Raw genomic sequence first — 13204 nt, forward strand, 5'->3', positions numbered from 1 at the left:
ATGCGCCGCGTTTCGATCTTCGGCGCGACCGGGTCCGTGGGGCAGAGCACCATCGACCTCATCGCCCGCGCGCCCGAGGCCTACGAGGTCGTCGCCCTGACCGGTGGCCGCAACGTGGCGCGTCTGGCTGCCGACGCGCGCCGCCTGAACGCCCGCTTTGCTGTCACCGCGCATGACGAGTGCCTGAACGACCTGCGCGCAGCGCTGGATGGCACGCAGATCCGCGCGGGCGCGGGGCAGGGCGCGCTGAAGGAAGCCGCCGCCATGCCCGCCGACTGGGTCATGTCGGCCATCGTGGGGGCCGCGGGCCTGCTGCCGGGGCTGATCGCGCTGGAGCAGGGGGCGACACTGGCGCTGGCGAACAAGGAGACGCTGGTCTGCGCCGGACCGCTGGTGATGGAGACCGCCCGCCGCCACGGCGCGACGATCCTGCCGGTCGACAGCGAGCATTCCGCCGCCTTCCAGTGCCTTGCCGGCGAAAGCGCGGCGGATGTGGAACGGCTGATCCTGACCGCCTCGGGCGGGGCGTTCCGCGACTGGCCGCTGGCGCGGCTGGCGACGGCAACGCCCGAGCAGGCGGCGACACATCCGAATTGGGTGATGGGCCAGCGGATCACCATCGACAGCGCGTCGATGTTCAACAAGGCGCTGGAAGTCATTGAAGCCAAGGAATTCTTCGGCATCGAGGGCGAGCGGATCGAGGTCCTGATCCACCCGGAATCGCTGATCCACGCGATGGTCGGCCATGCCGACGGCGCGCTGATGGCACATCTCGGAGCGCCGGACATGCGCCATGCCATCGGCTATGCGCTCAACTGGCCGGTGCGCGCAGACCTGCCCGTGGCGCGTCTGGACCTGGCCGAGATCGGATCGCTGACCTTCCGCCGCCCGGACCCGGCGCGTTACCCGGCCCTGGACCTCGCGCGGCAGGTGATGGCGCGCGGCGGACTGGCGGGGGCGGTGCTGAACGCCGCCAAGGAACGCGCCCTCGACGCCTTCATCGCACGCGATCTGCCGTTCACTGGAATGGCCGATGCGGTGGCCTTCGCCCTGGACCGGGCGGAGGGCGAACCGGGCCTTATTGATGCCGAATTCACGCTGGATAGCGTCTTGCGCGCGGATCGCATGGCGCGAGACTGGGCGGACGCCTATATCCACAAGCAATCTGTCTGACCGAGGGGATTTTCCACATGGCCTTTCTGCCCGAATTCGGCGGCGTCGTGATGACGCTGGTGGCCTTCGTGGTGGCGCTCTCGATCATCGTGGCGATCCATGAATACGGCCACTACATCGTCGGCCGCTGGTCGGGCATCCATGCCGAGGTCTTCTCGCTCGGCTTCGGGCCCGTCCTGTTTTCGCGCACCGACCGGCACGGCACGCAATGGCAGCTCGCGGCGCTGCCCTTTGGCGGCTACGTCCGCTTCATGGGCGACCTGAACGCGGCCTCGGGCAAGGACGGCGAGGCCATGGGCCGGATGTCGGAGGCGGATCACCGGCGCACGATGCACGGCGCGCCGCTCTGGGCGCGGACGGCCACGGTCGCCGCGGGGCCGGTTTTCAACTTCGTGCTGTCGATCATCGTCTTCACCGCGCTCTTCATGCTGCGGGGGCAGGTGGCCGAACCGCTGACGGTGGGCGAGATGCGCCAGCTGCCGGATGCGGGATACGAGCTTCAGGCGGGCGACGAGGTGCTGGCCGTGGCCGGTGTCCAGGTGCCCGCCTTCAGCGACGGCACGGCGATGGAAGCGTTCGGCGATGCGCTGCCGGCCACCGCCCCGCTGGACTATGCCGTCCGCCGCGACGGGCAGGAGATCACCGTCACCGGTCCGAACCTCTATCCGCCGATCATCTCTCAGCTCGCCCCGCAGTCGGCGGCATATGACATCGGCCTGAAGGCCGGGGACGTCATCACCTCGATCGAGGGCGAGCGGATCAGCGCCTTCGAACAGCTCAAGAGCTACGTCGAGGGTGCGGAGGGCGCGCCGATCCAGATCACGGTCTACCGGCCGGGCGAGGAGGCGGAACTGGACTTCGTGCTTGCCCCGCGGCGTGTCGACGAACCCCAGCCCGAGGGCGGATTCGAAACCCGGTGGCGCATCGGCATCGTCGGCGGGCTGGCATTCGAACCGGCGACGGAAACCGTCGGCCCGGTCGAGGCGCTGGCCGACGGGCTGGGCCAGACCTGGCGCATCGTCACCAGTTCGATTTCCGGCCTGTGGCACATGGCCACGGGCGCGATCAGCACCTGCAACATGACCGGCCCGATCGGAATCGCGCAGACATCCGGCGCGATGGCCAGCCAGGGGGCCGAGAGTTTCGTGTGGTTCGTCGCCGCGCTGTCCACGGCGGTCGGCCTGCTGAACCTGTTCCCGGTGCCGGTTCTCGATGGCGGACACCTCGTTTTCTACGCGTTCGAGGCGGCCACGGGCCGTCCGCCGTCGGATCGCGCGCTGCGCGTGCTGATGGCTGCGGGTCTGACGCTGGTGCTGTCGCTGATGGTCTTTGCCCTGACCAACGATCTTTTCTGCCCCTGATCCTGCTTCTGCCCCCACGTCAGGGGCGGGCGCCACATTTTCGCCGCATTCAGATCCAGATTCGCGCCAGATTCTGCGGGCATACCCGCACCCAAGCGGAACACTCAAAACGCATATGGGATCGGTGAAATGGCACATGCTATCCAGAACGGCTACAAAGGCCTGTCGCTTCTTTTCGTCCTGAACTGGGACAGGATTCTCTATGTCACGGCGATCGTCATGGCTCTGGCCAGCGGCGCGCTTCTGCACACTGTCCTCAGCTGACGGCACCCGGTCGCGGACCGGATTCCCAACCCTCAGGCCACATCCCTCGGCCCGCACGCGCAACCCCTGCAAAGGTTGCGCGTTTGCTGTTTTGACAAGGGCTTGCATACCCGATACCACGAAGACACTGGATGTCTGACCGGGAAGAGAAAATGCTGTCGAAACGGGGTAAGGGACCCTCGGGTCAATCGGGGCGCCCGAGTGGAGTGCGTCACGCGATTTCTCTGATAGTCGTGTGTGTTACGCTGCTGTTTGCCGCCTTCACCACCACTGCGGAGGCACAGAGTTATCGGTTCTCCAGCGTGTCCGTATCGGGCAACGAGAGGATCGAATCCGGCACCATCCTCAGTTATGCGGCCATCCCGCGCGGCCAGACGGTTTCGGCGGCGGATCTGAATGACGCCTATCAGCGCATCGTGCGCTCCGGGCTTTTCGAATCCGTGGATATGGAGCCGCGCGGCGGCACCCTCGTGATCCGCGTCGTGGAATTCCCGACGATCAACCGCATCAGCTTCGAAGGCAACCGCCGGATCGAGGACGACGTGCTGGCCCGCACCATCGGGTCGCGGTCGCGCTACGTCTATTCCGCCAACCGGGCCGAGGCCGACGCGCAGGCGATCGCGCAGGCCTATTCGCAGTCCGGCCGCAGCGCCGCACGGGTCACGCCGCGGGTCATCCGCATCGGCAACAACCGCGTCGACCTCGTGTTCGAGATCTTCGAAGGCGGGATCGTCGAGCTTGAGCGTGTGAGCTTTGTCGGCAACCAGAAATTCTCGGACGGGCGTCTGCGCCGGGTCGTCGGCTCCAAGCAGGCCGGCCTGCTGCGCACCCTGATCCAGAGCGATACCTATTCCGAGGACCGGCTGAACTTCGACCGTCAGCTGCTGCGCGATTTCTACCTGTCGCGGGGCTATGTCGATTTCCGCATCAACTCGGTCAAGGCCGAGCTGTCGCAGGAACGCGACGGGCATTTCCTGACCTTCAACGTGACCGAGGGCCAGCAGTTCCGGTTCGGCAAGATCACCGTGTCCTCGCAGCACAGCCAGGCCGAGGTGGCCGACTTCCAGCGCTCCGTCAACATCCGCAGCGGCACGGTCTACTCACCGGTCCGAGTGGAGAACGTGATCGCCCGTATGGAACGCCTCGCGATCCAGAAGAGCATCGACTTCCTGCGGGTCGAACCGCAGATCACCCGCAACGACCGCGACCTGACGCTCGATATCGAATTCGTCCTGACCCGCGGCCCGCGTGTGTTCGTCGAACGGATCGACATCGAAGGCAACACGACCACGCTTGATCAGGTCGTCCGCCGCCAGTTCCGCACCGCCGAAGGCGATCCGTTCAACCCCCGCGAAGTGCGTGAAAGCGCCGAACGGATCCGGGCGCTCGGGTATTTCGAATCCGCCGACGTGCAGACCCGCGAAGGCTCCAGCCCCGATCAGGTCGTCGTCAACGTGAACGTCGAGGAGCAGCCGACCGGCTCGCTCAGCTTCGGTGGCACCTATTCGACCAACGGCGGCTTCGGCGTCGCGGCCTCGTTCCGCGAGGACAACTTCCTCGGCCGTGGCCAGACGCTGGAATTCGCCTTCTCGGGCGCGACGTCCAACCGGGCCTACACGATGTCGTTCTCCGAACCCGCCTTCCTCGGCCGGAACGTCGGCTTCGATTTCGGCGGCGGTTATTACGAAACGGACAACCAGTTCGCGAACTACGACACCAAGAACGTGACGCTGTCGACCGGGCTCAGCTTCCCGATCTCCGAGGCGTCGCGGCTCAAGCTCAAGTACGATTTCCGCTACACCGACATGATCCTCGACGGGACCACCGTCGGCGGCATCATCGCGGCCGAAGCGGCGCGCGGCGGGCTCTTCGCCTCGTCCGTGGGGTATGAGTTCACCTACGATTCCCGGCGCACCGGGCTGAACCCGAACACCGGGCTGGTTCTGAACTTCGGTCAGGACGTGGCCGGTCTGGGCGGCGACGCCCGCTACGTCAAGACCGGGGCGCGGGCGATGGCCCAGACACGGGTCTGGAACGAAGAGGTCACCCTGCGCGCCACGGTGAACGGCGGCGTCCTGCACGGCGTCGGCGGCTACAGCACCCGCACGACCGACCGTTACCTGATCGGCAACACGATCATGCGCGGCTTCGAACCCGACGGCCTCGGCCCGCGGGAAATAGACACCGCCACCAACGGCGGCACGGTGAACGACGCGCTTGGCGGCAAGTTCTACGCCGTGGCCCAGTTCGAGATGGAATTCCCGCTGGGCCTGCCCGAGGAATACGGGATCAGCGGCGGCGCGTTCTACGACGTCGGCACCGTCTGGGGCTATGACGGCGCGGGCAATATCGGCGCGGGCAACCAGGTGGTGAACAACTCGCCCAACTTCCGGCACGTCATCGGCCTGTCGCTGTTCTGGGACACGCCGATCGGTCCGCTTCGCTTCAACTGGTCGCGCGCGCTCAAGAAGGAAAGCTACGACAACGAGCAGCGGTTCGACCTGACCGTGTCCACCAAGTTCTGATCGCCATGCTGCGCGGGGCTCTGTCCGGGCTGACGCGCGGGCTGCGGTCCGCGCTGCTGGTGGCCGTCGTGGCGCTGCCAGTTCAGGCGCAGGATGCCGGGCTGGGCGAATCCCGCGGCAACGTGCTGGTCATCGACAGCGAGGACGCCTTTGCCCGTTCGCCCTTCGGTCAGGCGATGGCCGAGGAAGTGGACCGCGAAAGCCGTGCGCTCGCGACCGAGAACCGCCGGATCGAGGCCGAGCTGACCGAAGAGGAGCAGGCGCTGACCGCGCGGCGCCCCACGATGGAACCCGACGCCTTTCGGGAACTGGCCGATGCCTTTGACGAAAAGGTCCGCCGCATCCGCGAGGAACAGGACGCCAAGACCCGCGCCATAGGGCAGATCGGCGAAGAGGCCCGGCGCGAGTTCCTGGTGGCCGCGCAGCCGGTGCTGCAGCAGATCATGGCCGACTTCAACGTGCCGGTGATCCTTGAGCTGCGGTCGGTCTTTCTGGTCGACGAGGCCGCGAACATCACCGACGAACTGGTGCGCCGGCTGAACGAAGCGGCCGGCGCCCCCGGTGAGGCGGCGCCCGATGACACGCCGGGCGACCCCGCACCACAGACCGGGCGGGACTGAGCGGGCGGTTGCCCCGTCGCACAGCGCTTGGTAATTCTCGTCGACGCGCGCCCGCAGGGTGCCAAGGAAAGGACAGCCCATGACCGATACCCCGACCCGAGCGGACATCGCCCTGATCCAGCGGATCATTCCGCACCGTTATCCGTTCCTGCTGGTCGACCGGGTCGAGGACATCGACGGCTACCAGTCCGCGCGCGGGATCAAGAACGTCACCATGAACGAGCCGCATTTCCAGGGTCATTTCCCCGGCAAGCCGATCATGCCCGGCGTCACCATCGTCGAGGCGATGGCCCAGACCGCAGCCGTCATGGTCGGCACCGCGCTGAACATGGCCGACCGCAACATGCTGGTCTATTTCATGGCCATCGAAAGCTGCAAGTTCCGGCGCATGGTCGTGCCCGGAGACGTGCTGGAAATGCACCTGACCACCCTGCGCGGCAAGCCCGGCGGCAAGGTCTGGAAATTCGGCGGCCGCGCCGAGGTCGGCGGGGAACTGGCCTGCGAGGCCGAGTTCACCGCGATGATGGACCTGCCCAAGGAGTAGGCCCATGTCCGTCAGCCCCGCCGCGCGCGTCCACCCCTCGGCCGTGGTCGAGCCGGGCGCGCATGTCGGCGCGGGCTGCGAGATCGGGCCGTTCTGTCATGTAGGACCCGAGGTCGTGCTGGGCGCCGGTGTCCGGCTGATGTCCCATGTCGTGGTGTCCGGCGCGACCGGGATCGGGGAGGGGACCGAGATCCATCCCTTTGCCGTCATCGGCGGATCGCCGCAGGACAAGAAATACGGGGGCGAACCGTCCCGCCTGATTGTCGGCCGCCGGAACCGGATCCGCGAGCATGTGACGATGAACTCCGGCACCGCTGCCGGGACCGGGGCCACGGTCGTCGGCGACGATGGCCTGTTCATGGCGGGCTGTCATGTCGCGCATGACGTGCGGATCGGGGACCGGGTGGTGCTGGTCAATCACGCCTCGGTCGGCGGTCATTGCGACATCGGCGATGACGTGATCCTCGGCGGGCTGACCGGGGTTCACCAGTGGGTGCGGATCGGGCAGGGCTCCATCGTCGGCGCCGTCACCATGGTGACGCATGACGTGATCCCCTACAGCCTCGTGCAGGCGCCGCGCGGGACCATCGACGGGCTGAACCTCGTCGGGCTCAAGCGGCAGGGGGTGGCCCGGTCGGACATCACCGCGCTCAGGGCCGCGTTCCAGACACTTGCGCAGGGTGAGGGCACCTTTCAGGACCGCGCGCGGCGTCTCGGTGAGGATACCGACAGCGATTACGTCCGGCGGATCGTGGCCTTCGTCACCAATGGCGCCGGACGGTCGTTCCTGACGCCGGGCGACCGCTGAATGGCACGGATCGGGCTGATTGCCTTCGGGGGGCGCCTGCCGGTCGAGGTGGCCGCCAGCGCCGAAGTCCATGTCGTGACCTTCGCGGGGGTCGAAACGCTGCTGACCCCGACCAGCGGCACCGCGCACCGGTTCGAAACGCTAGGCCGCGTGGTGTCCGAACTGCGCTCTGTCGGAACCGAACGGATCGTGCTGGCCGGGTCTCTGAAACGCCCCGCGCTCGACCAGACCGCCTTCGACTCCGAGACCCGCGCGCTGGCCACCGCCCTTTCGGTCGCGGTGAAACGCGGCGACGACGCCGTCATGCGGCTGGTGATCGGCTTTTTCGAAGGGCAGGGGCTCGAGGTGCTCGGCGCGCACGAGGTCGCACCGCATCTGGTGGCTGAACCGGGGCTGGTCGCCGGACCTGCGCCCGCCGACGGCCACCGCGCGGATGCGGACCGGGCCGAGGCGATCCTCGGCGCGCTCGGGCCGCTGGACGTGGGGCAGGCGGCGGTCGTGGCCGGCGGGCGCTGTCTGGGGATCGAGACGGTGCAGGGCACCGACGCCATGCTGCGGCAGGTGGCCGAGACCCCGGCGCATCATCGCCCCGACGCCGCGGGTGTTCTGGTGAAATGGGCCAAGGACGGGCAGGACCTGCGGGCCGATATGCCCGCCATCGGCCCCGTGACCGTCGACCTTGCCGCCCGCGCCGGGCTGGCCGGGATCGTGGTGGAGGCCGGACGGGTCCTGATCCTCGATCGTGCCGCCGTGGTCGCGGCGGCCGAGGACGCGGGGCTGTTCGTTCTGGCGCGGGGCGAATGACACGGGTTTTCCTGATCGCGGGCGAGCCGTCGGGCGATGCGCTTGGCGCGGCCCTGATGTCCGGTCTGCGCTCGCTGGAGCCGGGGGTGAGCTTCGACGGGATCGGCGGCCCGGAGATGGAAGCGCAGGGGCTCGTGTCGCGTTTCCCCATGTCGGACCTGACGGTCATGGGGCTGGCCGAGGTGCTGCCGCGCTATCCCGCCCTGCGCCGCCGCCTGCGGCAGGCGGTGAAGGCCGTCCTCGATACCCGACCGGACGTGCTGATCACAATCGACAGCCCCGACTTCTGCCTCCGGGTCGCCCGTGCGGTCAGGGCCCGTGCCCGGATCCGCACCGTGCATTACGTCGCCCCCACGATCTGGGCCTGGCGCCCCCGGCGCGCCGCGCGGATGAAGGGTGTGATCGACCAGGTCCTCGCCCTGTTCCCGTTCGAGCCGCCACACTGGGCCGCCTCGGGGATCCGCTGCGATTTCGTCGGCCATCCGGTCGCTGCCACACCACCCGCGACCGAGGCGCAGGCGGCGGCCTTCCGTCTGGCCCATGGCATCGGAGACGCGCCGCTGCTTCTGGCCCTGCCGGGCTCGCGCCGGTCCGAGGTCGCGCGACTGGCCCCCGTGATGGACGACGCGCTGGAACGACTGCGCCCCCGCCATCCGGACATGCGCGTGGTGATCCCCGCAGCGCCTTCGGTGATCGGGACGGTGACCGAGGCCTGTTCCGGCTGGGCCGTGCGCCCCCTGATCCTCGACCCGCGTGAAATCGGGGCGGAGAGGTTGGCGGAGGCCAAGCATGCCGCGTTCCGCGCCGCCGACGTGGCGCTGGCGGCCTCGGGCTCCGTCACCCTGGAACTCGCGGCGGCGGGGACCCCGATGGTGGTCGCCTATGACCTGCATCCGCTCAGCCGGGCAATCGTGACGCGGCTGCTGAAGGTGGACACGGTCACATTGCCGAACCTCGTCACAGGCACCCGCGCGGTCCCCGAATTCATTGGCCGCGCCTGCCGACCGGTGTCGATCGCCGGTGCACTGGCCGAGGTGATAGACCATCCCCGCCACCAGATGGCGGCGCTGGCCGAGTGCATGGAGCGGTTGGGGCAGGGCGGAGAACACCCCGGCCTGCGGGCCGCGCGCGCCGTGCTGAGCGGGCTCGGACGCGGCTAGGCCCCAGCCGTTACCCCCGCATCCGCGCCCCGTCCGCATCCCAGAGCGGCGCGTCGATGCGCCGAGCAGGCCGCCGGTCGCCGAGGATCTCGATCTCGACCTCCAGCCCCTCGCGGTCGGCATCCTTCGGCACGAAGCCAAAGGCGAGGCTCTGGCCCAGATGATGCGAATAGCCGCCCGAGGTGCAGAAGCCCACAACCTCGCCATCCAGCCAGATCGGTTCGTACCCATGCACATCGGTATCCGCCGCATCGACGACGAAGCCCACCAGATACCGCGCGGGTCCCTTCGTCCGTTCGGCCTCGGCAGCAGCACGCCCGATGAAGTCCGCATCCTTCTTCCACGCGATGAACCGGTCCAGCCCGGTCTCGGCGGGGGTGTAGTCCGGCGAGAACTCCCTCAGCCACGACCCGAACATCCGGTCGAGCCTGAGCGACATCATCGCCCGCATCCCGAACGGCTTCATCCCGTGCGCCTGACCGGCGGACCAGAGCGCGTCCCAAAGGCTTCGCTGGCTCATGTGATCGCAGTAGATCTCATACCCCAGATCGCCGGTGTAGCTGACCCGCTGCACGACGCAGTCCGCCATCCCCACCGTCATCCGCCGCACGTCGAGGAAGCGCATCCCCGTCACGTCATCCCGCGTGCAGGCCGCCAGAACATCCCGCGCCGCAGGTCCCGCGATCTGGAACCCCGTCACGCTGTCCGAGATGTTCTCAACCCGCACGCCGTCCTCGAGGTGCTGCATGAACGACCGCAGGTGATAGGCCTGCGCGCCGTAGCTCGCCGTGACCCGGAAATCGCCCTCGGCAAGGCAGGAGACGGTGAAATCCCCGATGATCCGCCCGGCACGGCTGAGCATCGGGGTCAGCGACAGGCGGCCCGGCTGCGGGATCCGCCCGGCCATGATCCGGTCCAGCCAGGCCCGCGCGTTCGGGCCGGTCACGCTGTATTTGCCGAAGTTCTGCACCTCGTTGATCCCGACCGCCTCGCGCACCGCCTTCACTTCGCGCGCCGTCGCGTCAAAGGCGTTCGACCGGCGGAACGACGGCGTCTCGTAGCGCGGCTCATCGCCCTCGGCGAAGTAGTTCACCACCTCCAGCCCGTATTGCTGGCCCCAGACCGCGCCCATGGCGTCGAACACCGGATACATCGGCGTCGTGCGGAATGGCCGCGCTGCGGGCTTTTCCTCGTTCGGATAGGCGACGGAGAAGCGGGTCTGGTAGTTCTCGATCACCTTGGGCCGGGTGTAGCCCGGCGTCGTCCAGGTCCCGAACCGCGCCACGTCGAAGCTGGCGGTGTCGCGTTCGCACTCGCCATCGACCATCCACTGCGCCAGCATCAGCCCCACGCCGCCACCCTGAGAGAACCCGGCCATCACCGCGCAGGCCGACCAGTAGTTCCTGAGCCCCGGCACCGGCCCGACCAGCGGGTTGCCGTCGGGGGCGAAGGTGAAGGGCCCGTGGATCACCGTCTTGACCCCGGCATCCGCCAGCACCGGGAAGCGGCGATAGGCAAACTCGATGCTGTCGGAAATCTTGTCCAGATCGTCCGGCAGCAGCTCGTGCCCGAAATCCCAGGGCGTGCCGTCGACGGCCCATGGCTTGGCGCGCTGCTCGTAGAAGCCGATGCACAGCCCGCGCCCCTCCTGCCGGAGATAGCTCTCGCCCGCCGGATCCATGACGTGCGGATGTTCCTCTCCACGCTCGTAGATGAAGGGGATGTCGTCGGTGACGATGTAGTGATGCTCCATCGGGTGCAGCGGCAGGTAAACCCCCGCCATCGCCGCCACCTCGCGCGCCCAGAGCCCGCCCGCGTTGACCACATGTTCGGCATGGATCGTGCCCTTGTCGGTCACGACATCCCATGTCCCGTCAGGCCGCTGCCGGGTCTCCCGCACCATGCAATGCGTCTCGATCGTCGCGCCCTGCATCCGCGCGGCCCTTGCATAGGCGTGGGTCGTCCCCGACGGATCCAGATGCCCGTCCAGCGGATCGTAAAGCCCGCCGATGATGCCCTCGATATTCGTGACCGGCGCAATCTCGCGGATTTCCTCCGGCGTCACGATCCGCGTGTCGAGGCCCATGTGCCGGTGCTTCGCCCGCTCGGCCAGCATCATGTCGAAGCGGTCCTGCGTGTCGGCCAGCGTCACGCCGCCGACATGGTGCAGCCCGCAGGACATGCCGGTGATCGCCTCGAGCTCCTTGTAGAGCCGGATGGTATAGCCCTGCAGCGCCGCCATGTTGGTGTCGCCGTTGATCGTGTGAAACCCGCCCGCCGCGTGCCATGTCGACCCGGAGGTCAGCTCCGACCGCTCCAGCAGCATCACGTCCGACCACCCGAGCTTGGTCAGGTGATAGAGCACCGAACAGCCGACGACGCCGCCGCCGATGACCGCAACGCGGGTGGTGGTTTTCATGGCTGGAACTCCCCGTCTGTTTGCCGCCACCCTGTCGCGCCGGGCACCTGATGACCACCCCGTTTGCGACACGGAATGTCGCCGGAACGCTCACCCGCGACACCCCGGCCCATGACCGCACGGCCCCCTGCTTCTTCTGGTTCCAAATACTTCGGGGGTGCGGGGGCAGAGCCCCCGCGGCGGGCGCCCGCCGCCGTCGCGCCACTGGACACTCCCGCGCAACCCTCTAACTACACCCCAAGCCCGAGGACCCGCCGACAATGATCCCGACTCTCCTGCGCAAGGCGCACGACATCTCCCGCATCCTCGTGGTGCGCGTGCTGCTGATCGCCTTCCTCGCCGTGCTCTCCATCGTGCTGACCAAGGTGTTCAGCATCTTCATCCCCGATGGCATCAGCTACAAGGTCGGGGCGGAATCGGTGGACCACATCCTGTCGATCATCGCGAACTCCATGCTGACCGTGACGACCTTCTCGCTGACGGTGATGGCGGCGACGCACCGTTCGGTGGCCAGTCTCTGGACCCCCCGCGCCCATCAGATCCTGCTGCAGGACACCACGACCCACACGGTGCTGGCCACTTTCGTCGGCGCCTATCTTTACGCCCTCATTGCCATCGTCCTGCGGGAAACCGAGGTGTTTCAGGGCGAGGAACTGCTCGTCCTCTTCGGCATGACGCTTCTGGTGGCGCTGCTGGTCGTGGCCGCCATCGTGCGCTGGATCAGCCACCTCGAGATGTTCGGCTCGCTGATCGAAACGGCCAGCCGGATCGAGGAACAGACCCACACCGCCTGGCAGATGCGGCGGCAGTGGCCGGCGCTCGGCGGGCACGAGCTTGGCAGCGTGCCGGAAAACGCCCGCCCGGTGACTGCCGAGCGGTCCGGCTATTTCCAGCAGATCTACCAGGACCGGCTGCAGAAGGCCGCGGAAGAGGCCGACGCCCGCATCTGGGTCACCCGCCATGTCGGTGCGTTCATCCACCGGGGCGAGGAGATTGCCCGCACCGATGGCGGCGACACCGGGCTGGACGACCGCATCCGCGCCCATCTCTCCATCGGCACGCTCAGGAACTACGCGCAGGATCCCGGCTTCGGCCTGCTGAACCTCTCGGAAATCGGCAGCCGGGCGCTGTCGCCCGGCGTCAACGATCCCGGCACCGGCATCGACGCGATCCGCCGTATCGCGCGGGTGATCCTCGGCGATCCCGACGGGCCCGAGACCGGCGAGGTCAGCCATGACCGCCTTTACCTGCCGCGGTTCGACGCCACGCGGGCGATGGAGCGCGCGCTGGCGCCGCTCGGACGCGACGGCGCGGGCTTCGTCGAGGTTCAGGCCGCCTTCGCCGAGAGCCTGGCCGCGATCGAGCGGCATGGCCCCTTCGACCTGCAGCTCACCGCCCGGCGCCTGCGCGAGGCTGCCCGGAACCGGGCGGAGGAGCATCTGACCGAACCCGAAATGCGCCGCATCTCGGGGGACTGACCGACCGGGCAGGTCCCGCCTGCGACGAAACCTGTCGGGTTCGGGCAA

Annotated in this window: 11 protein-coding genes; 10 read left to right on the top strand and 1 reads right to left on the bottom strand. The window is 68.1% G+C overall.

Features of this window, described 5'->3' with window-relative positions; genetic code table 11:
- The 9 genes from dxr (at position 1) to lpxB (ending at position 9259) form a co-directional block, all read left to right on the top strand.
- Positions 1-1173 (top strand): 1-deoxy-D-xylulose-5-phosphate reductoisomerase, encoded by a 1173-nt coding sequence (gene dxr, locus ATO6_RS17115; protein WP_088625253.1) that lies wholly within the window; start codon positions 1-3, stop codon positions 1171-1173.
- Between the two features lie 17 nt (positions 1174-1190).
- Positions 1191-2534, top strand: coding sequence for an RIP metalloprotease RseP (gene rseP, locus ATO6_RS17120; RefSeq protein ID WP_088625254.1), 1344 nt, complete (start codon positions 1191-1193; stop codon positions 2532-2534).
- Positions 2535-2663: 129 nt separating this feature from the next.
- Complete coding sequence (locus tag ATO6_RS25495; RefSeq protein ID WP_254919190.1) at positions 2664-2798, top strand: hypothetical protein; 135 nt, start codon at positions 2664-2666, stop codon at positions 2796-2798.
- A gap of 233 nt (positions 2799-3031) precedes the next feature.
- Entirely contained in the window at positions 3032-5323 is a 2292-nt protein-coding gene (gene bamA, locus ATO6_RS17125) for an outer membrane protein assembly factor BamA (protein WP_254919191.1), read from the top strand.
- A gap of 5 nt (positions 5324-5328) precedes the next feature.
- Positions 5329-5943 carry an OmpH family outer membrane protein gene (locus ATO6_RS17130; protein ID WP_088625255.1) on the top strand — a complete coding sequence of 205 codons (615 nt, stop codon included), beginning with the start codon at positions 5329-5331 and terminating at the stop codon, positions 5941-5943.
- A 79-nt stretch (positions 5944-6022) separates the two neighbouring features.
- The gene (gene fabZ / locus ATO6_RS17135; RefSeq protein WP_088625256.1) at positions 6023-6487 is read left to right on the top strand and encodes a 3-hydroxyacyl-ACP dehydratase FabZ; all 465 of its coding nucleotides are present in this window, start codon (positions 6023-6025) and stop codon (positions 6485-6487) included.
- 4 nt (positions 6488-6491) lie between these two features.
- A complete protein-coding gene (gene lpxA, locus ATO6_RS17140) occupies positions 6492-7295 on the top strand; it encodes an acyl-ACP--UDP-N-acetylglucosamine O-acyltransferase (RefSeq protein WP_088625257.1) in 804 nt (267 codons plus the stop codon).
- A complete protein-coding gene (locus tag ATO6_RS17145) occupies positions 7296-8099 on the top strand; it encodes an LpxI family protein (RefSeq protein WP_088625258.1) in 804 nt (267 codons plus the stop codon).
- Positions 8096-9259, top strand: a complete 1164-nt coding sequence (gene lpxB, locus ATO6_RS17150; protein WP_088625259.1) for a lipid-A-disaccharide synthase — start codon at positions 8096-8098, stop codon at positions 9257-9259. The genes ATO6_RS17145 and lpxB overlap by 4 nt, the downstream gene beginning before the upstream one ends.
- Positions 9260-9269: 10 nt before the next feature.
- Here the strand turns inward: lpxB and ATO6_RS17155 are convergent, their stop codons facing one another.
- Complete coding sequence (locus tag ATO6_RS17155) at positions 9270-11678, bottom strand: FAD-dependent oxidoreductase (protein WP_088625260.1); 2409 nt, start codon at positions 11676-11678, stop codon at positions 9270-9272.
- A gap of 260 nt (positions 11679-11938) precedes the next feature.
- Between ATO6_RS17155 and ATO6_RS17160 the strand changes: the two genes are divergently transcribed.
- Positions 11939-13156 (top strand): DUF2254 domain-containing protein, encoded by a 1218-nt coding sequence (locus ATO6_RS17160; RefSeq protein ID WP_088625261.1) that lies wholly within the window; start codon positions 11939-11941, stop codon positions 13154-13156.
- Positions 13157-13204 lie beyond the last annotated feature (48 nt).

The sequence above is a fragment of the Oceanicola sp. 22II-s10i genome, assembly GCF_002210105.1.
Lineage (GTDB): Bacteria > Pseudomonadota > Alphaproteobacteria > Rhodobacterales > Rhodobacteraceae > Pseudooceanicola.

Bases quoted from the DNA above. Each gene is read 5' to 3' on its own strand.
- dxr (WP_088625253.1), top strand. From the start codon at position 1: ATGCGCCGCGTTTCGATCTTCGGCGCGACCGGGTCCGTGGGGCAGAGC.
- rseP (WP_088625254.1), top strand. From the start codon at position 1,191: ATGGCCTTTCTGCCCGAATTCGGCGGCGTCGTGATGACGCTGGTGGCC.
- ATO6_RS25495 (WP_254919190.1), top strand. From the start codon at position 2,664: ATGGCACATGCTATCCAGAACGGCTACAAAGGCCTGTCGCTTCTTTTC.
- ATO6_RS17130 (WP_088625255.1), top strand. From the start codon at position 5,329: ATGCTGCGCGGGGCTCTGTCCGGGCTGACGCGCGGGCTGCGGTCCGCG.
- fabZ (WP_088625256.1), top strand. From the start codon at position 6,023: ATGACCGATACCCCGACCCGAGCGGACATCGCCCTGATCCAGCGGATC.
- lpxA (WP_088625257.1), top strand. From the start codon at position 6,492: ATGTCCGTCAGCCCCGCCGCGCGCGTCCACCCCTCGGCCGTGGTCGAG.
- ATO6_RS17145 (WP_088625258.1), top strand. From the start codon at position 7,296: ATGGCACGGATCGGGCTGATTGCCTTCGGGGGGCGCCTGCCGGTCGAG.
- lpxB (WP_088625259.1), top strand. From the start codon at position 8,096: ATGACACGGGTTTTCCTGATCGCGGGCGAGCCGTCGGGCGATGCGCTT.
- ATO6_RS17155 (WP_088625260.1), bottom strand. From the start codon at position 11,678: ATGAAAACCACCACCCGCGTTGCGGTCATCGGCGGCGGCGTCGTCGGC.
- ATO6_RS17160 (WP_088625261.1), top strand. From the start codon at position 11,939: ATGATCCCGACTCTCCTGCGCAAGGCGCACGACATCTCCCGCATCCTC.